The 26,076-nt window shown below is 61.4% G+C and carries 21 protein-coding genes and 1 pseudogene; 11 read left to right on the forward strand and 11 right to left on the reverse strand.

All coding sequences use genetic code 11. The features are described from left to right. The first annotated feature begins 30 nt into the window (after positions 1-30). From DWB23_RS13205 to DWB23_RS13215, 3 genes are all read left to right on the forward strand, one after another. Positions 31-873, forward strand: a complete 843-nt coding sequence (locus DWB23_RS13205; protein WP_121743300.1) for a fumarylacetoacetate hydrolase family protein — start codon at positions 31-33, stop codon at positions 871-873. A gap of 256 nt (positions 874-1,129) precedes the next feature. Continuing rightward, positions 1,130-1,507, forward strand: coding sequence for a VOC family protein (locus tag DWB23_RS13210; RefSeq protein ID WP_121743301.1), 378 nt, complete (start codon positions 1,130-1,132; stop codon positions 1,505-1,507). 930 nt (positions 1,508-2,437) lie between these two features. Further along, entirely contained in the window at positions 2,438-2,638 is a 201-nt protein-coding gene (locus DWB23_RS13215) for a hypothetical protein (RefSeq protein ID WP_121743302.1), read from the forward strand. 39 nt (positions 2,639-2,677) lie between these two features. Here the strand turns inward: DWB23_RS13215 and DWB23_RS13220 are convergent. Continuing rightward, positions 2,678-3,337 (reverse strand): annotated as a pseudogene (locus DWB23_RS13220) (IS5/IS1182 family transposase). A gap of 726 nt (positions 3,338-4,063) precedes the next feature. On the opposite strand from DWB23_RS13220, the gene DWB23_RS13225 reads away from it, so the two are divergent. Further along, entirely contained in the window at positions 4,064-5,398 is a 1,335-nt protein-coding gene (locus DWB23_RS13225) for an orc1/cdc6 family replication initiation protein (RefSeq protein WP_121743303.1), read from the forward strand. 1,221 nt (positions 5,399-6,619) lie between these two features. Continuing rightward, the gene (locus tag DWB23_RS13235) at positions 6,620-7,345 is read left to right on the forward strand and encodes an O-methyltransferase (protein WP_121743305.1); all 726 of its coding nucleotides are present in this window, start codon (positions 6,620-6,622) and stop codon (positions 7,343-7,345) included. A gap of 423 nt (positions 7,346-7,768) precedes the next feature. On the opposite strand, the gene DWB23_RS13240 is transcribed toward DWB23_RS13235, so the two are convergent. The 6 genes from DWB23_RS13240 to DWB23_RS13265 form a co-directional block, all read right to left on the reverse strand. After that, positions 7,769-8,110 carry a Zn-ribbon domain-containing OB-fold protein gene (locus tag DWB23_RS13240; RefSeq protein ID WP_121743306.1) on the reverse strand — a complete coding sequence of 114 codons (342 nt, stop codon included), beginning with the start codon at positions 8,108-8,110 and terminating at the stop codon, positions 7,769-7,771. After that, positions 8,107-9,246 (reverse strand): thiolase C-terminal domain-containing protein, encoded by a 1,140-nt coding sequence (locus DWB23_RS13245; RefSeq protein WP_121743307.1) that lies wholly within the window; start codon positions 9,244-9,246, stop codon positions 8,107-8,109. The genes DWB23_RS13240 and DWB23_RS13245 overlap by 4 nt, the downstream gene beginning before the upstream one ends. A 16-nt stretch (positions 9,247-9,262) precedes the next feature. After that, positions 9,263-10,468 (reverse strand): CaiB/BaiF CoA transferase family protein, encoded by a 1,206-nt coding sequence (locus tag DWB23_RS13250; protein ID WP_121743308.1) that lies wholly within the window; start codon positions 10,466-10,468, stop codon positions 9,263-9,265. A 61-nt stretch (positions 10,469-10,529) separates the two neighbouring features. After that, positions 10,530-11,741 (reverse strand): molybdopterin molybdotransferase MoeA, encoded by a 1,212-nt coding sequence (locus tag DWB23_RS13255; RefSeq protein ID WP_121743309.1) that lies wholly within the window; start codon positions 11,739-11,741, stop codon positions 10,530-10,532. A gap of 62 nt (positions 11,742-11,803) precedes the next feature. Next, positions 11,804-12,271 carry a hypothetical protein gene (locus DWB23_RS13260; protein WP_121743310.1) on the reverse strand — a complete coding sequence of 156 codons (468 nt, stop codon included), beginning with the start codon at positions 12,269-12,271 and terminating at the stop codon, positions 11,804-11,806. Between the two features lie 74 nt (positions 12,272-12,345). After that, the gene (locus DWB23_RS13265) at positions 12,346-13,911 is read right to left on the reverse strand and encodes a uracil-xanthine permease family protein (RefSeq protein WP_121743311.1); all 1,566 of its coding nucleotides are present in this window, start codon (positions 13,909-13,911) and stop codon (positions 12,346-12,348) included. A gap of 373 nt (positions 13,912-14,284) precedes the next feature. Here DWB23_RS13265 and DWB23_RS13270 point away from each other — a divergent pair, with 373 nt between their 5' ends. Next, positions 14,285-16,171: a CocE/NonD family hydrolase gene (locus DWB23_RS13270; RefSeq protein WP_121743312.1), complete on the forward strand. Its 1,887-nt coding sequence runs from the start codon at positions 14,285-14,287 to the stop codon at positions 16,169-16,171. A 45-nt stretch (positions 16,172-16,216) separates the two neighbouring features. Here DWB23_RS13270 and DWB23_RS13275 read toward each other — a convergent pair whose 3' ends face one another. Further along, positions 16,217-17,380: an MFS transporter gene (locus DWB23_RS13275; protein ID WP_121743313.1), complete on the reverse strand. Its 1,164-nt coding sequence runs from the start codon at positions 17,378-17,380 to the stop codon at positions 16,217-16,219. A 122-nt stretch (positions 17,381-17,502) separates the two neighbouring features. On the opposite strand from DWB23_RS13275, the gene DWB23_RS13280 reads away from it, so the two are divergent. Next, a complete protein-coding gene (locus DWB23_RS13280) occupies positions 17,503-18,870 on the forward strand; it encodes a uracil-xanthine permease family protein (RefSeq protein ID WP_121743314.1) in 1,368 nt (455 codons plus the stop codon). 44 nt (positions 18,871-18,914) lie between these two features. Here the strand turns inward: DWB23_RS13280 and DWB23_RS13285 are convergent, their stop codons facing one another. Continuing rightward, the gene (locus DWB23_RS13285) at positions 18,915-19,958 is read right to left on the reverse strand and encodes an alcohol dehydrogenase catalytic domain-containing protein (RefSeq protein WP_238717430.1); all 1,044 of its coding nucleotides are present in this window, start codon (positions 19,956-19,958) and stop codon (positions 18,915-18,917) included. A gap of 125 nt (positions 19,959-20,083) precedes the next feature. Here DWB23_RS13285 and DWB23_RS13290 point away from each other — a divergent pair, with 125 nt between their 5' ends. Beyond that, positions 20,084-20,509, forward strand: coding sequence for a universal stress protein (locus DWB23_RS13290; RefSeq protein WP_121743316.1), 426 nt, complete (start codon positions 20,084-20,086; stop codon positions 20,507-20,509). 48 nt (positions 20,510-20,557) lie between these two features. Here DWB23_RS13290 and codB read toward each other — a convergent pair whose 3' ends face one another. After that, positions 20,558-21,946 (reverse strand): cytosine permease, encoded by a 1,389-nt coding sequence (codB, locus tag DWB23_RS13295; protein ID WP_121743317.1) that lies wholly within the window; start codon positions 21,944-21,946, stop codon positions 20,558-20,560. Positions 21,947-22,099: 153 nt separating this feature from the next. Here codB and DWB23_RS13300 point away from each other — a divergent pair, with 153 nt between their 5' ends. Further along, positions 22,100-23,398 (forward strand): cytosine deaminase, encoded by a 1,299-nt coding sequence (locus DWB23_RS13300; RefSeq protein ID WP_121743318.1) that lies wholly within the window; start codon positions 22,100-22,102, stop codon positions 23,396-23,398. A gap of 53 nt (positions 23,399-23,451) precedes the next feature. Here the strand turns inward: DWB23_RS13300 and DWB23_RS13305 are convergent, their stop codons facing one another. After that, complete coding sequence (locus DWB23_RS13305) at positions 23,452-24,210, reverse strand: cyclase family protein (RefSeq protein ID WP_121743319.1); 759 nt, start codon at positions 24,208-24,210, stop codon at positions 23,452-23,454. Positions 24,211-24,497: 287 nt separating this feature from the next. On the opposite strand from DWB23_RS13305, the gene DWB23_RS13310 reads away from it, so the two are divergent. Both DWB23_RS13310 and DWB23_RS13315 read left to right on the forward strand, forming a co-directional pair. After that, positions 24,498-25,397, forward strand: a complete 900-nt coding sequence (locus tag DWB23_RS13310; protein WP_121743320.1) for an FAD binding domain-containing protein — start codon at positions 24,498-24,500, stop codon at positions 25,395-25,397. Positions 25,398-25,470: 73 nt separating this feature from the next. Beyond that, entirely contained in the window at positions 25,471-25,965 is a 495-nt protein-coding gene (locus tag DWB23_RS13315; RefSeq protein ID WP_121743674.1) for a CoxG family protein, read from the forward strand. Positions 25,966-26,076: the final 111 nt, after the last annotated feature.

Consider the following 26,076-nt stretch of genomic DNA (forward strand, 5'->3'; position numbering starts at 1 on the left):
TTAAGTGGTTGGGTTGACCTTTTTTGATCGATGCAATTCGTTCGATACAATGGCGGTTCCGACCCCACCTGGGGAATCAAAACCGACGGAGAAATTCACGCGCTGGCCGACCTTCCGGTTGGGACGCCGTCCTACCAGGACCTCACGAACCAACGGTACCTTGACCAGTTACGGGATGCCGTCCAGAACGGGACGTGCTCACGGGTCAACCCCGACGATGTGAACCTGCTGGCACCGGTCCCGTGTCCATCGAAGATCGTCTGTGCCGGGCTCAACTATCGCGATCACGCCGAAGAACAAGACGAACCGATTCCCGAAGAACCGCTCCTGTTCTCGAAAGCCCCGACAACGGTCACGAACCCGAACAGTCCGATCGTCCATCCCGAGGGCGAACAGGTCGACTACGAAGTCGAGCTCGCCGCGGTCATCGGCCGGACGGCGAAGAACATCGATGAAGACGAGGTCTCGGATCACATTGCCGGATACACGGTCCTCAACGACGTGAGCGGACGGGACGCGCAGTTCTCCGACGGCCAGTTCTTCCGGGGAAAAAGCTACGACACCTTCTCCCCGATGGGTCCGACGCTAGTCGCCGGCGACGACTACGACCCCAACACCGTCGACGTAGCGTTACGCGTCGACGGAGACACGAAACAGGTCTCGAATACGGAGCAGTTTATCTTCGACGTGCCCGAACTGGTATCGTACATCAGCCAGAATATGACCCTTCGACCGGGAGACGTCATCTCCACGGGGACGCCGGGCGGTGTCGGAATCTTCCGCGACCCCGTTGACCTGCTCGAGCCGGGACAGGTCTGCGAGGCGGAGATCGAGGGAATCGGCACGCTCACGAACCCCGTAGTCGGCGAGTGAGCGAGGTTCGATAAATCGGGAAATTCTCGAGTGCGTGTTTTTCGATCTTCGCCCTCGAAACCCGAGTGGTGTTTCACATCCGGGACATCGAAGTCGACACCGAGTGACGTTTCGCGTTCGAGACGTCGAAGTCGACAGCAGTCCCGCGCTTTCTGCGTCTTCAGAATAGTTCTCTGATACGATCAGGAGGGGAACCACTACAGCAGACGGATACTCCAATCCGGAGACTTTTTGTACCTCATCGGCGACCGGATAGATGATGACACACCAGCACACGGCGATTCGCGCATCCGACATCGAGGGAAGCGTTGCGTTCTACGAAGAACTGGTCGATTTTGAGGTCGTCCGCTCGTTCGAAACGGATGACGGGACGCGGAACGTCTTCATCGGACATTCCGATCCGACGGTGGACGACGATGCCGCTATTCAACTCGTCGAATCCGACGAGCCAGTCGAAACCGGCGATTTCGAACATATTGCTCTGGCCGTCGAGGACGTCGACGCGACCGTCGACCGACTCGATGACAGCCTGATTACCGGCGATCCGGAGACGCTCGAGGATCTCGGCGTTCGCGTGGCGTTTATCGAGGATCCGGAAGGATGGGGCATCGAACTCATCGAATACGTGGAATGAGACCGTGAACGAGACGCTGTCGAATTCGACCGTCACCGGGTAAGCCAGGTTCACCGCAGGTCGAAGCCATCGCGGAAAGGCGTTCCACTCCTCGAATTCGTTCATCTGTCACGGCCTCGTTCTCATCTCCGCCGGATACTATCTGATGGGAGACCAGTACGACATCTAGATATTATAGTAGTGTGCGAACTGTTCAAGTTATTCGCTGACTTGACTGACTACCGATCTACGAGTTATGGAAGCGGTCGACTCGCGTCTTGCGTATCTGTGGAAGATGTTCCGCTGTAGTTTTCGCGCCTCGTAGTCGCGCTAACTGCTCAATTGTACTCAGGAGAGGTGAGTCAGCTATCCGTAGCTATCGAGACGAGATTTCGAAGAGATCGAATCCTCGGCCAAACGATGCGGAAAACCGGTCGGGGCGATGTTTCGACGTCCAAAGACTTCGATATCGAGAAAGAGCGTTATAGTCGTATAGATTGAATAGAACTCACAAGACCGAGTACTGATAATCTTGTCAAAATAGTAGTGATGGCGATCCGAGACGGCTTCGCCGTCATCGGAACTGGCAGCTCCGAGTGGCTCACGAGAGCGTCAGTCTCGAGAAGATCGATAGGTATAGTTCGCTATCAACAAACAGTTTTATCTCTCGAAGCGAACGCTCGATCGCGTAGAAACGGATGGCGAAAACCCTAACGCAATCGTTCACTCGGTCCCCGTTCACCAAAGACCTATTGTACCTGTCATACCTATTGCGGCTGAAGTACCTATCGCACCTATTGTAACCACTATTCCTATCGCGACTATTGTTTTTCAGAGATACAGATAGCCACTCAATACCAAAGCATCAGAAACCAATCTCTATAGGTGAAGAGGGTTTCAACTGATTTCACTCACAGGAAGAGATACACTGCTTGGTTTCCATTCAGAGGCATGGCCAAGTTTACCGAAGGATTAGGCAACGATGAATTACTCGCCTATTACGTGGCCTTCGGTATTGTTATCGGAATCATGCTCGGCGGTTTCATCGGATCAATCTACGGTGATGGGTTTATCATGGCAATGGGACCCGCTATAGGCATCTTTATCGGCTTGGCAGCTTGGTATATACTGGCTGATCAAGCAGATTATTAAGCCCCAATACGAGGGTCTATTGTCATTCTGTACTGATCATTAGATGGCTCGGTCGAGATTATGGACGATACACACAAGGGCGAGTTCACGAAACTGCTTCCACCAACGACGTGAGCGAACGAATGCACCGTATTTCCGCTCGAGTCGAAAGTTGACCGTTTCGCTCTGGCTCCGTTGGGCGTAGCGTTCAGTATCCAACCGAGCGTTCCACGCGTTCTGCAGTAACGGGAACTCACGATGTTTGATCAGCGGACGAATCCCGTTCTTGCGGGCTATCGCCCGAATCTGCTGAATCATCAGCTTTGCCCGTTTCGTGTAGTGTTTCGAGGCGTGACTTCGGTCGAAGCCCGAGGCGTCGATCCCCGCAACACCATTTGTTGGACGCAGTGACACAGAGAGATTGGGCAGTACTCGCCAGACAGCCATATCGAGTCTATCGAACGCTTTACACAGCGTTGACGGGGCAAGAAGTTCGGTGAGGTCGATGGCACTCCGAATACGGGGCATCTCGATGAGTTCGTCGAGAAGTGTCCGATAGGTCGTGTCCTTCCAAACTTAGAGACATAGGTGGACGATGTGCTGATAGAGTGTGTAGCGTTATTTCGAGAACGTCGAGGAGTATCGAGCTACGGCACGTTGCGCTAACTGAATTACTTTCTCGACAAATAGAAGGAACCGAGACTTCGGGAGGGTGTGCATCTATCCGAACTACTGACGCGCTACCCAACTACTGAAACGCGAGTTATGGAAGCGACCGATATCCGAGCAACTCGAGCGGAAAAGCCGTCGACGTGCGTCACCAGTGGAAATGGTGACTGACGCTATCAAATCATGTTGTCACGATACCAGTCACACACCCCTATCGATTTGTTCCCGCCCGATAGTGTGCCTCCGAGACAGAAAGCAAATCGAACCCGAAGATCCCTGTCTGATTTTGTAAGAACAGTGAGTTAAGAGAAAGTCGAATTCGAAAAACAGCAGCAGGGGCCGTGATCGAACAAATCGATAGAGGTGCGTCTGACGATTACAACGATGAGTTAGCAGAGAAATAAAGATCGATGCGAGTTCTCTTTCATAGCATTACTCGACGAAATCTTCTGCCAAACGACCTCCAGAACAAATCGATAGGGGTGTGTTCTAGTCTAGCTTCTTTCTAGTACTAGACTAGTAGACTAGAAGAAAGAAAGAGAACGATACTAATCACTCGTCTATCTACACGGAAACTCCCTATTTCGGTCCTTCCACCTCTCCCCCTTCTCCCCTTCAAACAAATCGATAGGGGTGTGAGTGTGTCCGAAGAACAAGTCGTTACGGGTTCTGGAACCTATTCACATAATCGCCCGAGATATAGTTCTCAGACTCTCTTTCCACCAATCTCAAATCGATGGGGGAAGATTTTAGTTCCTTGGTTGTGAGTATCATCATATGTCCGAAGATCCCGATTCTAACACGCCCTCCAAACAGGGGGGGTCTATCAAGGATCTTATTCTCGAGCAAGAGGAATCTGCGAGTCTCATCCGAAATCGATCGCTCCTCGAGCCGAACGAGATCGTCGACGAAGACCGCATCGTTGGTCGTGATTTCCAGCTCACCGAGATCACGCAGCATCTCCGCGTCGCGATCAACGGCGAACGGCCGCCGAATCTCTTTCTCTACGGTCCGTCCGGGACGGGAAAGTCGCTGATTATCAACGCCGTCTGTCAGAACATCTTCGAGCTCTGTGAGAGCCGAGATATCCGTTTCGGCGTGATCCACATGAACTGCCAGAACGTCGGAACCCTTGGCTCTGCGGTCTACGAACTCGCCCGAAAAGTTTCGGACGACGCCGGCGTTACCGTCGAAGTCCCCGAGCACGGTGTCCCGACGAAAAAGAAGTGGCGCGAACTGTATCGACTGATCGACGAACACTACGATACCGTCGTCTTCGTTCTCGACGAACTCGATATGCTCGTCGGACGTCGTGATATCGACGAACCAGCCTTCTCTCGTCTTCTGTACCAGCTCTCGCGGGCCGGCAGCTCCGACGAGACGCGGGCGAACGTTTCGGTGACGGCTATCACGAACGATGCGACCATGATGGGAAACGTCGGGAGTCGAGCCGTGAGTTCGTTCACTCCCGAGGACGTGCACTTCAACGACTACGACGCCAATCAACTCCGCGAAATCCTCTACCACCGAACGGACGCCTTCTACGAGGGCGCGCTGAGCGACGACGTCATCCCGCTCGCGGCAGCGTTTGCAGCCCAGACGCACGGCGATGCACGGAAGGCGATCGATCTCATGCGAACGGCCGGCTCGATCGCTGAACGTGGAGGGGCCGATCAGGTCGCCGAAAACCACGTCAGAGAAGCCCAGGACAAAGTCGAGAAAAACCGCGTACTCGAGGTTACGCGCGGGATCAGTACCCAAAAGAAACTGTGTCTGTTGGCGACTGCGGCAGTCGCTCGTCAGACGGGAACCGGGACGGCAAAAAGCCCCAACGGGTATACGGTCTATCAGTACCTCACCGACACGCTCGATGTCGATCAGTATCACCAGGAGACGTACGTCAACAAGATGAAGGAGTTGACGACGTACTCGCTCGTCGAATCCAAACGGAAAAGTCAGGGACCACACTCCGGGAGTTACCTCGAGTTCTCCTTCGGCGAAAATCCGGCGACGATCCTTCATACGCTTCGCGAGGACTCCCGATTCAACGACGTACACGATGACGAACTTCGGTCAGTAGTGAAAGCCCAACTTAGAAAAGAATCGCAATAACTGAGAAAAACAAATCGATAGGGGTGTGCCTCCGCCAATTTCGCCCGATTACAACAAATCGATAGAGGTGCGCGACGAAAATTTTGAGCGCGGTAACAAATCGATAGAGGTGCGCGATACATTTGACTCGAGGACGAAACAAATCGATAGGGGTGGGTCGTACATCGTCGAGAAGCCATAAGAGATGGTTGGAATTATGCCCGTAGACGGGCTCAATGAGCGCTATACGGCAAAGTTCGCCGAGTACCGAGAGCGAAAGCAGACGACGAAAACCCTGGCGCGATCGCCGTCCGTCTCTACAGACGGAACAGGCCGAGTGCCTCGGGGCTTAATCCCGAGGCGGTTCATGGAACTGGATAGTCGCTCGAGCGATACGAGGCGCTCTTCGCGTGACGGCGCTGAACGCCCTTAACGAGCAATTTGGCTCGAGATGCCTCTGCCTGACGGCGATCGGGGCCTTTCGACTGGCAGTGGTCAAGATCTCTCGACTGACAGCGGTCAAGGCTTTCGATGTTCTCGAGAGTGAGACGCTCTCAAGCCACTCGAACCCGTTGGATCTGATGACGGCGAGGCCAACGCGAGTCAAGATACGTAACACTACTGCTATTAACATCTAAAACTGGTTTTGAATAGATACCGCAATAATTGTGCAGCACAGCCCGTCTTTGCTGTCGTTCACGGGGGTCGAAACTACCGATCCAGTCGCTATAGCTCTCCATCGCTCAACCGAGAACCACGTACTCGGCAAGTCCGATTTCCGCCGACACAATCGAAATCCGACCGGTCTACCGATAGATTCGATTGGTTATCTCGAGATGTGACTGTCCACTATCGAATAGTTGTAAGAAATTACTGACGGCCTTGAGAGAAGAGCGAATCCCGCTCTGAAGGCGGTCTTACTCGGTCCAAATACGGTTCGAACGCCTCTGTATCTCCTCGCTTGACCGTAAAGGAAATTCACGCATCTATATTGTACTATATCCCCACTACACTCGTTCTTGATGTCTATACAATTCATTTGTTAGATGTAAAACCTCTCGTCTCTCGGGGCGGCTATCTTGGAACTGCGACGAGACTGACGCCTCGAGAACTGATCGCGATCGGGTGACGCCCCACAGCGCGGTTCGGATGAACACCGGTCGAACAGGATGTTTCGGTGGAGGTCGAGCGGAACTCTCGTGGACGTGTATCTTTATACCATAGTCGCGAACTAGAACCGGTATGACCGAACCGTTTCTCGGAGAGCACGTTCCGAACGACGTCACTCGATTCTCCGAGAGAATCAGGCCGGAATCGACCCCGGTGCTCTCGGAGATGGAAGCGTACGCCCGTCGCGAAGGATTTCCCATCGTCGGACCGGATGTCGGCGCGTGGCTGTGTCAACTGGCGCGGATCAACGACGCGACTCGAGTCTTCGAGTTCGGATCGGGATACGGGTATTCGGCGTGTTGGTTCGCGCGAGCACTTCCCGACGACGGCGAGATCGTCCTCACCGAACAGGACGCGGAGAACCTCGACCGCGCGGAGTCGTATCTCGAGCGACTCGATGCGGCCGATCTCGCGACGGTCGAAGTCGGCGACGCGGTCGACATCGCGTCGCGATACGACGGTCGGTTCGATATCGCGCTGATCGACATCGAGAAATACCAGTACGTGGATGCGTTCGAGGAGATCCGGGACTCGATCCCGCCGGGCGGCGCGATCGTCGCAGACAATACGATGTCCGCCGGCCGCGACGCCCCTGACGATACCGTCGATTTCGACGCGCTCCTCTCCGTACTCACCGGCGAGATCGACGACCTTCGAAGGACATCGCTTCCCGAAGAGACGAGGCGACACACGCACGGGATAATCGACTATCTTACGCACATTCGTGAGCAGTCGGCGTTCGAAACGACACTCCTGCCACTTGGCGACGGGGTAACGGTAACGACGCGCGTTCGTTGACATCCTCCCCGCCCTTTCGGGCGAGGCTCCACCGTGAATGGCGGTGACTTGTCCCCGCGAACTCGGGTCCGTTTCGAAGATCAACGAAGGGGGTGGTGAATATTGCCGTTATCGGGATATTCACTTTCGTGATCGGTCATAAGAACGAGTATGCTTGAAATCCCATTACACACCGGTACACAGCATCCTGACCTTCTGTGGATACTCGTTCCGAGCATCCTTTCGTTCGTCGCGGGACTCGGCCTCGGTTCGGTCTCGGATCGCCTGCGAAACTGGATCTCTCTCCGGCGAGACACGGCTACTAACTGATCGCTTCAACCGTCCGCGAGCGCCAAGTCGACTCCCGGAGATTCAATCGGCGACCCGTCCGCGGTAGTCTTGGCCGCCCCGCTTGAGGAGGCGGTACCCGGCGTTCACTGACGCTTACTCGAGGCCGCCGAGGCGCGGTCCGGAGACGGGCTGATCGCCGTCTCGAAGGATCGAAATCGATCCGAACCGGACGGTATCGCCGGCCGCACTGTCGTCTCGAAGTTGAGCGATAAGCGTCACGCCGTGCTCGAACTGCACCAGTCCGAGGCGGTTCGGTGAGCGAACGCCCGGCGGCGTCGCGTGGACGGTTGTCGCAGCGACGACCTCTCCCTGCTGGAGTTGGTAGGAGTCGATCGCCGTCGATCGACACTCCGCGCACCGGTCGCGCGTATAGTACCACCGATTTCCGCACGATTCACAGACGAACGCGTGGTCGACCGGAATTGTTTGAGTCATGGCACCTCTAAGATCGTACAGACCGCGTTGTTTCCGAACCCGGCAACGTTGAGCGCGAGCCCCGTTTCAGGATCGGCGACGCGTCTCTCTTCTGGGGCGTCGCCGCGTAATTGCCAGGTCAGTTCGATCACCTGAGAGACGCCGGTCGCGCCGAGGGGATGACCGCGGGCTTTGAGCCCGCCGCCGGGGTTGACCGGCAGCTGCCCGTCGAGGGACGTTTCGCCGTCCGCCGTCGCCCGCCAGGCGTCGCCGCGGTCGTAAAATCCCAGCTCCTCGAGTTCGAGCAACTCGAGGATCGTGAACGCGTCGTGGATGCAGGCGACGTCGACGTCGTCCCGCGTGATACCGGCATCGGAGAGGGCCTGCTCGCCGGCCCGCTCGACGCTCTCGATCTCGAGGGGGCTCGGTCGCTCGGCGACCGCGTGGGTGCCGGTCGCGCCGGTGATTCCCGCGATTCGAACGTCGTCCCCGGTCGTTTCGAGAACGAGCGCGGCGGCACCGTCGCTCATCGGACAGCAGTCGTACAGCCGAAGGGGTTCCGCGACGGGCGGCGAGTTCAGGGCCGTCTCGAGGGTGATCGACCGCTGGAATTGCGCGTACGGATTCGCCGCGGCGTTGCGGTGGTTCTTGACGGCCACCTGCGCGAGCGCCGACGGATCGACGTCGTACGTCCGCAGGTAGTGATCGGCCGCGAGCCCCGCGAACGACGGTAAGGTGACCCCCTGTGCGTACTCCCGGTCGTGGACGAGGCGGCTGATGAGCTCCGTCGCCACCGCCGTCTCGGCCGACGACATCGTCTCGACGCCGACGACGAGGGCGCACGACGACGCGCCCGCCTCGAGCGCGTGGACGGCCCGAAGGACGGCGCTCGCACCGCTCGCGCTCGTGTTCTCGATCCGATCCGCGATCGCCCCCTCCACGCCGAGGGAGCCACAGAGCGCGTTTTCGATTCCCGTCCGCTCCGCGAACGCTTCGGCCGCCATGTTGCCGACGTGAACGGACGTCACGTCCTTCGGTTCGACGGCGGCGTCGGAGAGGGCCCGCCACGCCGCCCGCTCGGCCAGTTCGAGCACGGCACTCGAACTCTCCGATTCGAAACGCGTCATTCCGACGCCGGTGACGAACGCGTCGGTCATCTCGATCGACCTCGCATCACTCCGTCCCGAACGCGCCGCGATCGGTGAGATCGTTCAGTTCGTCCTCGTCGTAGCCGAGGTCCCGGAAGACGCTCCGCGTGTCTTCTCCCAGTTTCGGGGGCGGCGACTCGAAGCCGCTGCTCGAGCGATCGTACTTCAGCGGGTGCTCGATCACGGGAATCTCGCCGTGTTCGGGGTGTTCGATCGACGTCACCGACTCGCGAGCCGCCGTCTGCTCGTTGTACAGGGCGTCCTCGACGTCGTACACCGGACCTGCCGGAATGCCCGCCTCCTCGACGAGCAGGGTCATCCACTCGTCGGTCGTCAGTTCGCCGAACGTCTTCTCGAGTTCGGTCTCGAGTTCGGCCATGTGTTCGACGCGGTCCGCGTTCGTCTCGAAGCGGTCGTCGTCGGTCAGTTCGGGGCGGTCGATCGCTTCGCACAGGGCCTTCCAGAGCTTCTGGTTGAGGCAGGCGACGTTGAGGTAGCCGTCGGCGGTCTCGAACGTCTGGTAGGGCGCGAGGACCGGATCTTTCGTTCCCATGCGCGAGGGGGAGTCGCCCGCGAACACTTTGCCGGCCTGTTTCGTCAGCCACGGGAGCGCGGCGTCGAGCATGCCGAGATCGATGTACTCACCCTCGCCGGTCCGTTCACGGCGGTACAGGGCGTTCGAGATCCCGAAGGCGGCCCACATTCCCGTGATGAGATCCGTCATCGGGAGCCCGACTTTCACGGGGCGGCGGCCGTCTTCGCCGGTGACGCTCATGATGCCGCTCATGCCCTGGATCATCAGGTCGTAGCCGGGTCGTTCGCGCCACGGCCCCGTCTGGCCGAACGCCGAAATCGCACAGTAGACGATCTCCTCGTTGTGCAAACGGATCGTCTCCTCGTCGACGTCGAGGCGCTCTGCCGTCCCCGGACGGTAGTTCTGGAGGAAGACGTCCGCCTCGCCAGCGAGGTCGTACAGCGCCTCCCGTCCGGCTTCGGTCTTGAGGTCGAGTTCGACGCTCTTCTTGCCGTAGTTGACCGTCCAGAAGTACGGCGACTCGCCGTCGATAAACGGCGGCCCCGAGTGGCGATTATCGTCACCGACGCCGGGCCGTTCGACCTTGATCACCTCTGCGCCCTGATTGGCGAGCATCAGCGAGCAAAAGCCGCCGGTAACGAACGTGGTCAAGTCGACGACTCTCACGCCGTCAAGAATACGATCTCCGGTAGTCATGTGATACCACGACTGATTGTTGTAGCCGGCAAAAAACCTTCCTATCGGAAGTCGACGCCCCTCACTCCAGGACGGCCGTCGGAATCACGTCCACTCGCGTCCCGGCGTCGAGGGCGGCCGTCGTGAGCACGAAGCCGTCGGCGGTCGCCGCGCGCGTACTCGAGGAAAGCACGCTCGGGTCGAACGTCTCTTCGTACACCTCGAGCGGGGAGTCCACGTGCCCGAGCGGCGTGGCGTCCTCGCCCTCGAGCGTGACCGGAATCGCGTACTCGAACCCTTCGGGTCCGAGTCCGACGTCGCGGGTGATCGTTCGCTCGAGCGTCGCCGTCGTTCGATCACCCGTAAACAGCGGGCGGGCGACGAGGGCGGCGATGACGTAGGCTCCGATCGGTTTCCCGGGAATGGCGACGGCGAGGGCGTCGTGGTCGGGCAACCGCGCGAGCGCGATGGGTTTCCCGGGACGGACGCGAACGCGGTGGAAGGCGACTTCGCCGAGGGTCCCTACCGCGTCGATGACGTAATCTTTCTTTCCGACGCTCGTCCCGCCGGTCGTGACGACCACGTCGTGTCGGTCCGCGAGGTCGCCGATCCGCTCCTCGACTCGATCCCCCTCGTCGGGCACCGAGCCCTCGTACGTCGGGTCGTGGCCCCACGATCGGACCAGACTGCAGAGCATCGGCGAGTCGAGGTCGGTGTGACGCTCCTCGTGGATTTCCGTCCCGGTCGCGAGGACGCCGACGGAGAACGGCTCGTACGTCTCGACGGTTTCACGACCCAGATCTCGAAGCAAGATCGCGTCGAGCGCCGACAGGCGCTCGCCCGTGTCGTACAGCCGCTCACCTGCAGTGACGTTCGATCCGCGCTCGTAGACGTAGGTCCCCGCCTCGAGGGTCGGTCGCTCCAGTCGGCCGTCGTCGATCGTCGCGTCTTCGCGCTTGCAGACGGTATCCGCTCGCTCGGGCAGCGGTGCCCCCGTCGCGATTTCGACCGCTTGCCCGGCCTCGATCGCCGGCGGCGTCGACTCCGGGAAGACGCGCTGGTCGACGATCTCGAGCGGGCCCTCGTCGGCCGCGGCGAAGGCGTAGCCGTCCATCGTGGCGCGATCGCTCGAGGGCTGATCGGTCTCGGCGGACACGCTCTCGGCGAGCACTCGGCCGGACAGGTCGTCGAGGGGAACGGTCGTCGTCGTCCTGCCCTCGAGAGCGGCGTCGCGACACGCGAGCGTCCGGTCGATCGCGTCGTCGAGGGCGAGGAGGTCGTCGTGGTCGGTCATACTCACGAATCAGTACGAAGCGAAAAAGCCCTTGTGACATCCTCCCGCGATCCGCCGGTCGACTACGCCGCTTCCGGGGACCGTTCGCCGTCTGCTTCGCCTCGCTCCTGGTCGGCTCGGACCGCATCGATCGCCGGCTCGAGTTCGTCGTACAACTCCTCGACCTCTTCGGGAAACACTTCGACGGGTTTCGCCTGGCTGTGCGTGTGGATGCGGACGCGATCGCGGTGACGGTAAGTGCGGTAGACGCTCCAGAGCCCGAACAGGACCATGCCGACCCCGACGAAGGCGTTTTCGGAGATCGAGTAGAGGCCGACCCCGGCGAGCGCGAGGCTCAGTATCGTAAGAAACCAGTTGAACGACTCGTTACTCACTTCGCTGACGTTGGTGTAGGGGACGCTCGTCGTTTCGGCGTCTTTGCGGACGAGGACGCGACGGTCGGTGACCGCGATCTCGTCACCCGAGCGAAGCCCGCCCCGGTAGTGGAGTCGTTCGCCGGTCTCGAGGTCGAGGCCCTTTCGGCTCGGCATTACCGTCACTCGGTGAGCACTCGGCATCAAACTTTCCCCGTTCGGCGAAAAAATAGCGGTCGAATCCGCGCCAGTCAGTCGGCCTTGTCGACCGGTTTCCGCTCGCCGGACGATCCCAGCTTCTCGAAGAACGTGACGAACTCGTCGTTGTTCTCGGTGAGCTGTTCCCACTGCTCGAGGCCGCGTTCTTTGCGAGTTCCGCGGACCGTGTTGTCGAGTACGAAGGCGACGATCCCGCCGACGGCCATCGTGGTCGACCCGATCACGTAGAGCGTATCGGAGACGATCTGTTGGCCGAGGATCGGACCGATCACCGCTGCGCCGGAGGTAATACCCTGGAACGCTTCGGCGCTCCCGACGTTGGCCATGTACTGCGGAACGGCGAGTCCGAGGAAGAGAGCGAGTCCGATAATGAAGGCGTTACGCGAGGCGTCGAGGTCGACGTACTTGAGGTTCGACAGCCCGACTGCGGCGATCTGTCCGAACATCGCGATGTACAGCGCGCCGACGATCGGTCCCGGAATCGTCGTGATCAGAGCACCGAAGTAGCCGACGAATCCGACGATCAACATCACGACCGCACCGATCTGAACGACGTACCGCGAGGCGACGCCGGTGATGCCGATCGCGCCGATGTTCTCGCCGTAGGAGGTCGAGCCGTTACCCGTCCCCATAATACCCGCGATGACGTTCCCGATTCCCTCCATGCCGATACCGTGGTTGATCCGTTTCTCGCTCGGTGCGCCCACCCCGGCGATCCGGGCGACGGCGTAGTAGTCGCCCAAACTCTCGACCATGGACGCCATGACGCCGGCGAACATCCCGATCGCGAAGGCGAGGGTGAACTCCGGCATCCCCCACTGCAGCGGCGTAATAACCTGTATCGCGGACGCCTCGGCGATCGCTCCAGTGTCGACGTAGCCGAGCGTTTCCGAGCCGTATATCCCGGTCACTGAAAGGACCGTCGCGGTGATCCAAGCGGTGACGACCCCCAGAAGTACCGGGAACAGTTTCGCGTAGCGACTGTACTGGTCGAGGTACTGCGAGAACAGCACGATCAGGAACAGGGTCAGCCCGAGCAGCCACCAGTTCTGGTCGGCTCTCGTTACGTCGGGGGTTCCGACCAGGGAGAGGCCGATCAATACGATCACCGGGGCGATGACGACCGGTGAAAGGTAGTACTTGAGTTTCCCCAGAGCTCCGACGTAGCCAAGTACGACCTGGACCATCGCCGCCGCGATGATCGCACCCTGTAACTCGAGGATCGTCGCTTCCCAGCCGGTGCCCATCGCCGCGATGATCGCCAGCGCCGGTGCGAGCAGGGCGAACGTCCCGCCCTGGACGATCGGATACCGGTTCCCGACCGTCGTCTGTAGCAGGGTCGCGATCCCCGAGACGACGAAGAACGTCCCGACGAGTCGGGCAGTTTCCGCCGGGGGCATCTCCATCGCGCCCGCGAGGATCAACGGAATCGCGACCGTCGCCCCGATCATCGTCAGGTAATGCTGTAATCCGAGCAGTATCGACGTGCCCAACGGCGGTTTGTCTTCGATCCCGTATTCGACGAACGACGCCTCCTCCCGGGAGACCTCGCCCCCATCCGTTACGATTTCGTCCGATGTATCGTTGTGATCCGTCATATATGTCAGCGCCTTCACCAGTTGTGGGTGTGTCGTAAGTTCACACTCACACAGGTCTATCGTGGATTCCACAGCGAATATACATAAAGATACCGCTACGAACGCTGCACGGTCAGCCGTCAGATAGTTTCCAGATTCGGTGGACGATCCCAAAAAATTCCGTGATGACCGCCAACAAACAGTACATTCGTCCGGACTTCGACGGTAAGATACCGGTCTCGTACCGCTTGAGGGTGTTCGCTCCCGGCGAGCCCTTTCAGGCGCGCCCCACCAGGTACCGTCGCGTAGTCAGTCCGCGGATACCGTTGTGCAGTCAGTCCGCGATGTCCCCGGGGGAATGAACTATTACACTTCGACCGTATCGGTAGACGTGATGGCATCAGATCCGGAGTACGCAGTCACTGCTGAGCTAGACGTGATGGTCGAGATGCGCGACGGTGTCGAACTCGCGACCGACATTTACCGTCCGGCTGACCCCGAAACCGGCGACCCGATCGCCGAGCCACAGCCCGTTCTCCTCGACCGCACTCCCTACGGCAAGCGCGGTCGGATGGAACGCCACGGGGAGTGGTACGCCAAGCGCGGGTACGTCGTCGCGATACAGGACTGCCGCGGCCGCTTCGACAGCGAAGGCGAGTACTACATCTTCAAAAACGAACCCGAAGACGGCTACGACGCCGTCGAGTGGCTCGCCGAACAGCCCTACTGCGACGGGCAGGTCGGTACCTTCGGCACGTCCTACGGCGCGTGGGTTCAGAGCGCGCTCGCGACGCAGGACCCGCCCCACCTCGAGGCGATGTTCGTCAACCAGGGCGCGGCCAACGGTCGGAAGGCGACGTTCCGACACAACGGCGCGTTCGAACTTCGCTGGCTCTGCTGGGCGTTTACGCTCGGCGGCGGCTTCGCCAAACGCGCACTCGAGGACTCGGACATCCAGCAGCGACTCGCGAACGTCGACGTCGGCGAGGTGCTCGAGAGCGGCCCCGTCCAGCGCGGACAGTCGCCGTTGCGACACATCCCCGACTACGAGGAGTGGGCGTTCGACATCATGACGCGGGGAAGCGCCAGCGACGAACTCTGGCAGGAACCCGGATTCAATTTCGAGGCGTTCTACGACGACTCGGCCGACGTCCCGACCGTCTACTCGGGCGCGTGGTACGACTCGTACACGAAGGCGACCTGCGACAACTTCGAAGCGCTGGCCGAGCGCAAGGAGAGCGATCACTACCTGCTGATGGGGCCGTGGACTCACGGCTGGAACACCTATCCCCTCCCCTCGTGGAACAAGTCTTACTCGGGCGAACTCGAGTTCGGCGAGGAGAGTCTCCGCGACTATCAGGAGACCCGACTGCGGTTTTTCGATCACTACCTCAAGGGCGAAGACACCTGGTCGGAGCAGCCGACGGTCCAGTACTTCCAGATGGGAACCGGGGACGGCTCGCGCTCCGGGGACCGCCTCTTTCACGGTGGCGAGTGGCGTTCGGCGACGGAGTGGCCGCTCCCCGACACCGAGTTCGAGACGTACTACGTCCACGGCGACGGGACGCTTTCGACGGAGAAACCGACCGTCGAGAACGACTCGACCACCTACGAATTCGATCCGAAAGATCCAGTTCCGACGCTCGGCGGCAACTGCTCGTCGTACATCACCTACGAGCAACGCGAGGAGAACCTTCTCGAGTATCCACTCGCCCAGCGCAACCTGCAGGATCTCACGGGGCGGGGCGGCTACGATCAACGAACGCGTCCCGACACGCTCGGAGCCGACGAACCCTACGGTCCGCTCGAGCGGCGAAACGACGTGCTCGTCTATCGAACCCCGCCGCTCGAGGAGGCGGTCGAGATCACCGGCCCGATCAGCGTGACGGTGTACGGATCGACCGACGCGTCGGACACCGACTTCACCGCGAAACTGATCGACGAGTATCCGGAAAGCGAGGACTTTCCCGACGGATTCGCCGTCAACGTCTCGGACTCGATCTGTCGCGGGCGGTATCGCGGCTACCGCGACGAGCCTGACTTTCTCGAGCCCGAGGAGGTCTACGAGTTCACGATGGAGCCGTACCCGACCGCGACCGTCTTCGAGGAAGGCCACCGCATCCGGCTCGACATCTCCTCGTCGAACTACCCCCGCTTCGACGTGAACCACAACACTGGCGGCCCGCTCTACGGCGACCGCGAGTACAACGTCGCGAACAACACGGTCCACCACGACAGCGAGTACGCCACGCGGATCGAACTGCCGGTGCAGCCCCGATAACCGCTCCCGTTTCTCTTCTCCGATTTAACCGCTGTTTCGCCCGTTTCAGTGACCGAGCGTCCGAATCCAGAGCAGCCAGATCGCACCGACCGAGAGCCCCATCGCCGCGAAGCCGGCAGCGTACCCCGTCGTCGCGGTCAGTAACCACCCGACGAGCCACGGGTACGCGAGCGCCCCGGCGTTTCCGACGAGTAACATTCCCGAGAGCGTTACGCCCGAATCGTCGGTCAGTTCCGAGAACGCGAGGCTGAACAGCGGCCCGAACGGAACGCCAAAACCGAAGCCGGTCAGGACGAGTCCCGCGGCGATTCCGACTGCCGACTCCGCCGCGATCGACGCCGCGAGCCCGCCGAGGACGATCGCGAGACCGAGCAACGACCCCGCCACCGTGGCTCGCTCGCCGTAGCCTCGAGACAACCACCCGCCGAGGCCGCGACCGAGGACCGTCGCCAGCGCGAAACCGACGAGAACGGCGACGGTCGGGACGGCCACGTCGGCGAGGACCTCCGTGTACCACGTCGCCGCGACCATCAGGAAGCCGAACGTCGCCATGTTTCCCAGTCCGAGTGCGAGGCCGCCGGCCGACGTGAACGGCTCGATGTATGACCGAACGGGAGTTATCGCATTTCCGGTGACCGCGACTAACCGAATCGTGAACGTGGCTCCGAGGAGCGTGCTTGTGGCTGCGGCGAGCGCCGGTGCGATCGGGCCGAACGCAGCGACTGCGGGCGGACTCGCGGCGAGGGCGACGGCGAGACCCAGCGTAAACAGCGCGCCGAGCATCCCCTGTGCAGTTGCGGTATCGGCTCCGGTCGTCCGAAGCCCGACGTACTTCATGCCGGCGACGAACGCCGTTCCCTGTCCGAGACCGAGCAGGAGCCGGGAAAGGTACGTCGTCTCGAGGGTAACGACGCTACCGATTGCGATTCCGATGCCGGCTCCGGCGAGACCGATGGCTGCGACTCGTTCGATTTGCATCGTGCGCGTCAACCGATCCGCGGGAACGACTGCGAGGAGTTGGCCGAGCAGGAACAGCGACATGCCGAATCCGGCTGCGTCGGGCCCGACGCCGCCTGCGATCAGCACCGTCACGTACGTGCCGTAGGAGCCGACGGCGAGGCCGAGACCGAACAATCCGACGCCGACGGCACCGACCGCCCGCCACGGAATCGACTGGCTCTCCGTAGTCGTCTGCTTCGGGGTTGCCATTGACGTGTCCAACCCGTCACCCCGCTAAATGCGTTGTGGCGACGGCGATCGCCCGATAACTGACGCTACGTGTGAACAGTCCGAAGAAAATTATATACGTATTTAATTTCATCTCTGCTGATATGGTGAATGGTAACACTGATCGGTCTTCGGCAGCGGATGACGAACAATTAATCGAGTACGGCATCGAAGACGAACCGCCGCTGGCGGAGGCGATTCCGCTGGGGTTGCAACACCTGCTGGCGATGTTCCTCTCGACGGTCGCGTTGCCGCTCGTGATCGCGGGAGCGATCGGTCTCGACGGCCCTGAAACGACGTTTATCGTTCAGATGGCGCTGCTGGTCGCGGGCATCGCGACGATCGTTCAGGTCTACTCGATCGGTCCCGTAGGAGCGCGACTTCCGATCGTGATGGGCACGAGCGCGATCTTCGTCGCTCCGTTGATCAACATCGGTGGTACCTACGGCGTCGCCGCTATCTTCGGTGCGGTCATCGTCGCCGCGCCGGTCGAAATCGTCATCGGGTACTTCTACGAGGACCTTCGTCGATTGTTCCCGCCGCTCGTGACGGGGATCGTGGTGATGCTCGTCGGCCTGACGCTGATTCCGGTCGCCATGGAGTACTCTGCGGGCGGAGTCGGATCCGAGGACTTCGGTGCGACGTACAATCTCGGTCTCGCGGGACTCGTATTCTTGCTCGCGATCGGGTTGAATCAGTACTTCGACGGCTTCATTTCGATCTCGAGCATCCTCATCGCGGTCGTCGTCGGCTATCTCGTCGCTTACCCGCTCGGCTTGCTCGATCTCTCGGGCGTGGCCGATGCGGCATGGATCGAAGCGCCGGTGCCGCTGCAGTTCGGCGTCGAGTTCCACCCGAGCGCGATCGTGATCGCGGCCTTCGCCTACGTCATCACCTCGATCGAGACGATCGGCGACATCGAAGGGACCACCGGGACGGTCGATCGACGCGCAACCCCCGATGAAATGAGCGGCGGCCTCGTCGCGGACGGCGTCATGAGCATGCTCGCAGGCGTGTTCAACGCGTTCCCGAACACCTCGTTCTCCCAGAACGTCGGGCTCATCGGGTTCACCGGCGTTGCCAGCCGTTTCGTCGTCGGTATCTGCGGCGTCTTCCTCGTCCTCCTCGGTCTCGTTCCGAAAGTCGCTGCCGTCGCCGCGGCGATGCCGGGTCCCGTCCTCGGCGGTGCTGCGGTCGTCCTGTTCGGGATGATCTTCTCGATCGGTCTCCGCATCGTCGCAGATCGCGTAGCACTCGAGCGCCGGAACCTGACGATTATCGCCGTTTCCGTGGTCCTCGGCGTCGGCGTCGAAACCACGCCAGAGATGCTCGGGCAACTACCCGAGGCCGTGGGGGTACTGGTCGGATCCGGATTGCTGGTCGGTGGAATCGCGGCGCTCGTGCTCAATCTGGTCCTTCCCGGCGACGGCGGACTGGACGGCGAGCCGGCCCAGACGCCGACGTCCGACTAACCGCGAGAAGGGAAGCTGCTTTTCTCTCTGTCGTCTCGTTTCGACTACGGCTCGAGGACGATCATCCCGTGGCTCTCGCCGTCCCGAATGCGCTCGTGCGCTGCCGGGACCTCCTCGAGACCGATTCGTTCGGTGACGACGGGGCTGATCCGCTCGGTGGCGAACAACTTCGCGGCGTCGACGACTTCGGCTTTCGTCGCGTACCGAGATCCGAGGAGCGCTCCCTCCTTGACGACGAACTCCTTCAACGGCGGCGCGAACGACCGTTGGTGGTGGGTCGTCAGCGTGACGACCTGTCCGCCCATCCCCAGCGCATCCCAGGCCGCACCGAGCGTCGCTACGTCACCGACCGTATCGACGACGACCGTCGGGCCGCGGTCGGTCGGCGTCGCTTCGCGAAGTCGCTCACCGAATCGATCTTCGCGCGCGTCGATCGGCTGAACGGCGTCGCCGGTGACGCGGTCGACGTGCGCTAACCGGTCGTCGTCGATATCGGCCGCGAGCACTCGAGCCCCTCGGGCGGCGGCGAGTTGCGAGAGGTGGATGCCGACCCGGCCTGCGGCCCCGATGACGACGACGGTGTCGGTGTCGTCGACGCCCGTTCGGCGGCAGATGTGAAGCGGCGTCGCGAGTCCGTCGGCGGCGACGGCCCCCTCGACGAAACTCGTCGCTTCGGGAAGCGAAAGCACGTTCTCCGCGGGGATGACCGCCTTCTCGGCGTACGCGCCGTCGCAGTTCACGCCGACCCAGCCGCCGAAGTCCAGACAGCGGTTCGTCTCGCCGCGACGACAGGCCGAACAATCGCCACACGAGAGGTAGAAATACGCCACCACGCGGTCGCCCGGCGTCACTCCGTCCACGTCGTCGCCGACGGCGTCGACGATGCCGGCGCACTCGTGGCCCGGAATCCGCGGCGTGAGCGCGGGGTCGTCCGCGAGTCCGCCCTGAATCGCGTTCTCGATCGTCCGGGTGACGCCGCACGCGCGAACGTCGATTCGAACGTCGCCCGGTCCGGGATCGGGTTCGGGAACCGTTTCGACCGAGAGAGGTCCGCCCCACTCCTCGAGAACGCAGGCTTTCATAGTCATACATCCGGGTGTCTCGCGCGAAGCTATTAGCGTTGCCCCTCGAGAACGCGCTCGCTCTCCGGCTTCCTTCTCGCTTCCTTAAATGTCGGAGAAGCTATAATACTACTGGGATCCATTGAGGTAGTATGCCCGACCGAATTCTGGTTCCAGTCGACGGATCGAACCGATCAGACGAGGCGCTCGAGTACGCGCTCGAGACGTTTCCCGACGCGGAGATCACGGCGTTACACGTGGTCGAATCGGGACAGGGGGATCTCGGCACGTTCTCCGGGATGACGGGAGACATTCCCGGCGACGAGGCGGAACTCGAACGCTCCGAAGCGATCCTCGAGGCCGCCCGCGAACGCGGCGACGAACACGGCGTGGAGATCGAGACCGAACGCGGACGCGGACGGCCCGACCGACTGGTCGTCGCACGATCCGACGATGGCGACTACGATCTGATCGTCATCGGCAGCCACGGTCGAGACGGTCTCGCGCGGGTGCTACTCGGAAGCGTCGCGGAGAAAGTCACCCGACGGTCGTCGGTGCCGGTGTTGGTCGCTCGATAGGTGCGTTCGAAAACCGCCGTCGAAACCGGCCGTCGATAGTCCATGCGCTCAGATCCGGTCGGCGTCTTCGGGGATCTCGTGGGACGGGAGTAGTCCGCTTTCCTCGAGGGCGTAGTAGCCGACGACGTGGACGACCGCCGCTGCGATCATCCCGTTGAGTGCGGCGATTCCGGGGACCGGTGCCGCGATCGTGACCCCCGGCAGCACCGAGCCGGCGGTCAGCACCGCGACGAGACAGCCGGCGACGTACGCGAGCACGCTCGTCCACCGGACGCTCGTGAACCGAACGTCGTCCATGCGGGGGATCGACCGTCGCCAGCACAGCAGGAAGTCGGCGATGATTATCGCGCCGAGCGGCGGAACGTACTGGCCCAGCAACTCGAGCCACGGCAGGAGCAGGCTGTCCGCGCCCGCGAGGGCCAGACCGATTCCGACGAAACAGCCCGTGATGACGAACGGTCGCTTTCGATCGAAGTCGAAGGCTTCGGCCCCCGCGACGCTGAACGCGTAGGCCGCGTTGTCGTTGGTCGTCCAGATGTTCAGGATCAACGCGATCAGGCCGACCGTTGCCAGCCCCTGTGCGACCAGTACTTCGTAGAGGTCGCCCTGCGGCGTCACGTCGTAGACGGCCCCGCCGACGGCTCCGCTGAGAAAGAGGAAGCTGTTTCCGACGAGGAAGGCGATCAGTCCGGCCCAGAACGCGACTCGAGAGCTGACGGCAAAGCGCGCCCAGTTCGGGGCTTGCGTTCCGGCGCTGATGAACGTCCCGACGACGATGGTCACCGCGAGGCCGAACGACATCTCACCGCCGCCGACCTGGGACAGCAGCCCGTCGATACCGCCGGCTTCACCGACCGCAAGGACGATGGAGAGGACGCCGACGATTACGAGGAACGGGACGGCGACGTAGGAAAGCTTCTCCATGCCGTCGTACCCGAAGTACGCGGTCATCATGTGCATCACTCCCCAGACGACGATCAAGCCGCTGAGCATCGCCGCACTCTCGAGCCCCAAATAGGTCGCTGTCGGGACTGCGACCATCGGAATGGTCACCCCGAACCAGCCGACCTGGGTCCCACCAAGCAGGAGGTCGGCCCACTTTGCGCCAACCCGGCCGAACGAGTATCGGGCGAGGAGAACGGTCGTCAGTCCGGCTCTCGCTGAAATTCCACAGAGCAGCGCGACGTACCCGCCGAGGATAATGTGGCCGACGACCATCGCCGAAAGCATTTCCCGGAACCCCATCGCCGCGCTGACCTCCGCCCCCGCCCACATCGTCCCCGCGAAGAAGACGAGCCCGAGGAGGACCGCCGAGAGACTGACCAGCCCCTTTCGTTCGTCCTTCGGAACGTGATCGAGCGGATAATCGGGATCGGGGAGGTTCTCGTCCCCGAATACGATACGCCGCCAGTCGAAGCCACCGCCGCGTGTTGCCATGGTACACGACAGGTCACGCCGAGATAATGAATGTTTTGAACAACTGACCAGGGTTTCGTCACAAAGTTTCCGCTCCAGGGACGATCGCTGGCGATTGGGTTTTGACCGGACGCTCGCGGAACTATTATCGGGACTGGGGACACTCGTAGGGACATGACCACGTGGCTCATCACCGACGCGACGACGCTCGAGGGATCCGCGGTCGACATCGCGATCGAGGACGGTACTATCTCTCGGATCGAGAACGCCGGCTCGATCGATTCGTCGGCCGCTCCCGAGGACCGGCGATACGACGCGAACGGTCGGCTCGTGACGCCGACGCTCATCGAACCGCACATCCACCTCGACGCGACGCTCACCGCGGGCGAGCCAAGCTGGAACGAATCGGGAACCCTCGCCGAGGGAATCGGCATCTGGGGGGACCGAAAGGAGACGCTCGAGGCGGCCGACGTGAAAGACAGAGCCGAGCGGGCCATCGAGTGGATGGCGGCCAACGGTATCACCCGCGTTCGGACGCACGCGGATACGACCGAGGAGTCCCTTACCGGCGTTCGCGCCCTGCTCGAGCTGCGCGAGGACGTCTCGGATCTCGTCGACCTGCAGGTCGTCGCGTTCCCGCAGGACGGCATCTTCACCGACGACTCCCACGAGGATCTGCTTCGGGAGTCCCTCGAGATGGGTGCGGATCTCGTCGGCGCGATTCCGCACAACGAACACACCCGCGAGGACGGCGTCGCCTCAGTCGAACTCGCGATGGACCTCGCCGAACGATACGACCGTCCGGTCGACATGCATATCGACGAGACGGATGATCCCGGCTCGCGGTTCACCGAGGTGCTCGCGAGCGAATCGATTAAACGGGGGGTTGGCGACCGCGTCACTGCGAGTCACACGACGGCGATGCACTCCTATTCCAACGCGTACGCGGCGAAGGTAATCTCGCTACTGGCCGAAAGCGGTGCCAGCGTGATCACCAATCCGCCGGACAACGCGGTCTTGCAGGGACGCTACGACGACTATCCGCGTCGTCGCGGCCACACCCGGATCGACGAACTGCACGAGGCCGGTGTGACCGTCGGGCTCGGTCACGACTCGGTTATGGATCCGTGGTATCACTACGGGTGCGGCGACCAGCTCGATGCGGCGTTCATCCTCCTGCACTACGCCCACATGAGCGGACGGAACGATGTCGGACCGCTCTGGGAGATGCTCACGACGGCGAACGCCGAGGTTTTCGGCGTCGACGACTACGGGCTCTCCGTCGGTGCCGACGGCTCGCTCGTCGTCTACGACGCGCCGGATCCGTTCAACGCGCTTCGCACGCGCGCCCCGAGAACGCTGGTACTCAAGGACGGCCGCAAAATCGCCCGAACCGAGCCCGCGAAGACGCGGGTGATCCGCGATGGCGACAGCGAGAACGGAACCGAACACGACATCGATTTCCACCGCTAACTGGTAGTTCTGCGGTCGGTGGTTTACTCCTGGTCAAAAAAGCGGTGAATCCCTTATTTGAACGCGACGCAGCGACAGACGCTCGACTCGCCGCCACGGAAGCGCCACGGGAAGGTTCCGATCTGGACGCGTTCGTTGAGCAGTTCTTCGGGGACCTGTGCGTTTTCGACGTGGATGATACCCTCCGGGAACAGATCGTTGTGCATGAGCTGATAGCCTTCGGGCGGGAAAATTTCGTCGAGGTCGTCGACGCCGAGGGCGTCTTCGGCTTCCGCCGCGAGGTCCGGACGGATCTCGCGGATGATCGTGTTCATCGGGTGGTCGGCACTGCCGCAGTCGAGGAGGAGGTAGTTGAGTTCCATCTCCTTACACCAGTCGGCAAACTCCTGGTTCGGGCCAGGGTGCTTGCTGAAGAATCGATCCGGATCGGCGTTTTCCTTGTGCCAAGCGTAGTCCTGATAGCCCGTGTGGATGAACAGGATGTCCCCCTTCCGGACATCACAGACGTCCTCGATCATTTCGCTGGTGTAGACGTCGTAGTCGCCGACTTTGTCCGAGATGTCCGCGACGACGGCGTCGCCGACGAGTTCGTCGAGCCCCACCTGTTCGATATCCCGTCCGCTGGCGACGAAGTGTTTCTCGCCGTCCAGGTGAGTTCCGGTGTGGTTCATGAACTCGATCTTCTGTCCGTTTACTTTCTCGGTGTCGAGGCTCTTTTCGTACCACACCTTGGGGTTGTCGTACGTTGGCCACGCCGGCGTGTCCTGTGACCACGGCTGAGTCAGGTCGTGCATCTCGTAGTCGTCGAGCATGAACAGTACGTAGCCTCCCCCGTCACTTAAACTTACGTGAACGGGAGAATCGATTTCTGTGACGTACGCGCCGTTCGATACCCCCTGTGAGTACTGTGGGCGTGCCAACAACCAACAACACTTATTAGTACCCTTGGCACAATCATGTGGTATCCGTGTGACCGACAGATGACTATACGAACCACCGCCCAGTACGGACTCGAATCCGCGTACCAACCGCCGGCCGGCCGATACCCGAGCGATCGCGCCGGTCGTCGGTCCGGGAGCCGAAACCGGTTCGAGGGGCTATGAAACCAGCACCGTTTACACACCACCGACCAAAGACGATCGAAGAGGCCCTCGAGCTGCTCGAAGCGCTCGAGGACGCGGAACTGATGGCGGGCAATCAATCGCTCGGGATCGTCATGGCGAACCGTCTCGCGACCCCCGATCATCTCGTCGACCTCAACGGCGTTTCCGAACTCGCGTACATCGACGACACCGACGACGGCGTTCGGATCGGAGCGATGACGACCCATCGGACTCTCGAGCGGTCGGATCTCCTCGCCGAGGCGTTGCCGATGCTTCCCGAGGCGGCCGAACAGATCGCCGGACCCTCGGTTCGAAACCAGGGAACCATCGGCGGTAGCATCGGCGAAGCGGACCCGGCGGGCAACTACCCCGCGGCGCTGCTCGCACTGGAGGGGTCGGTGAACCTTCGTTCCGCCAACGGAACTCGATCGGTTCCCGTGAGCGAGTACTTCATCGCGTACATGTTTACCGACCTCCGCGAGGAGGAACTCATCGAGAGCGTCTCGGTGCCGACGGAGCCGTTCCCGCCCGCTCGGACCGGAATGGCCTTCCTCGAGCTCAAACGAGCCGCTCAGACCTTCCCGACGGTAAGCGCGGCGACTGCCGTTCGAGTCGACGATCCGACCGCCGCCGACCCCCTCGTCGAGGATGCACGGATCGCCCTCGCGAACGCGGCGGACGTGCCGTTGCGCGTCGAGGACGCCGAGTCGGTCCTCGAAGGCGAGCCGCTGACCGAAGACGGTCTCGAGGAACTCACGGAAATCGTCACGGGAGCGGTCACTCCCGAGGGCGAGATGCACGCGGATCGAGAGTACAAAGAAGAAGTCGCCGGCGAGTACGCCAAACGCTCGATAGCGCAAGCCTACGACGACGCTGTCGCGGCGTCGAATTCGTAGTCGTCGAACCACCCACCAACCACCGTCGCAGCAATACCAATCACACATGTTAGAATTCACTGGCGAAAACGAGATGGAACAGTCGAGAGAAGAATTGTGGCCCTACTTCACCGACCCGGATATCCTCGCGGAGTGCGCGCCGGGCTGTAAGGAGATGATCCTCGAGTCACCCCACGAGATCACGGCGGTGCTGGCGGTCGGCGTCGGGAGCGTTAAACCCGAGTTCGAGGTCGACGCCGTCGTGACGAACATCGAGTACCCGGAACTGCTCGAGTTGAAGGCCGTCGGTCAGGCTCCGCGAAACGAGTTCGAGATGACGGCGACGATGAAGTTGATCGAACAGGACGACGGCGGAACGATCGTCGACTGGGAGGCCAAAGCCGACGTCTCGGGGACGATCGTCAGCCTGGGGAGTCGGGCGCTCAAGAGCGTGACCAACCGACTGGTCAAAAAGTACTTCGCGGACATGCAGGCGATCATCGAGGAGGGGAAGGGAGCCGAGTCGAAGCTGGAGGCCGCGCCGGACGATTCGGACACCGACTTCGACGTCGAAGTCGAGTCGCCGTAATCGACCGCAGCCCGTTTTGCGTCTGTCGTCGTTCGTTCCCGCTATTTTTCCCGCCACTGCTGGGCTTACGAGCCATACCGATCGCTCGCGGATCGAGATCGACGGAAAACA

The sequence above is a fragment of the Natronorubrum halophilum genome, from assembly GCF_003670115.1.
Lineage (GTDB): Archaea > Halobacteriota > Halobacteria > Halobacteriales > Natrialbaceae > Natronorubrum > Natronorubrum halophilum.